General features: G+C 51.6%; 1 rRNA gene. It reads left to right on the plus strand.

Annotated elements, in window-relative coordinates:
• Positions 1-42 precede the first annotated feature (42 nt).
• Positions 43-254, plus strand: a 16S ribosomal RNA gene (locus H5073_RS18160); the annotation flags it as partial.

A 254-nucleotide genomic window follows, 5' to 3' on the forward strand; every position in this document is an offset into this window, starting at 1 on the left:
TTGAGCCGAAGTCTTTCCTAATAGAAAGCTTCAAAAAAACTTTAATTGAAGAGTTTGATCATGGCTCAGATTGAACGCTGGCGGCAGGCCTAACACATGCAAGTCGAGCGGCAGCGGGAAAGTAGTTTACTACTTTTGCCGGCGAGCGGCGGACGGGTGAGTAATGCCTAGGGATCTGCCCAGTCGTGGGGGATAACAGTTGGAAACGACTGCTAATACCGCATACGCCCTACGGGGGAAAGGAGGGGACCTTC

Source organism: Shewanella sp. SR44-3 (assembly GCF_014163735.1).
Lineage (GTDB): Bacteria > Pseudomonadota > Gammaproteobacteria > Enterobacterales > Shewanellaceae > Shewanella.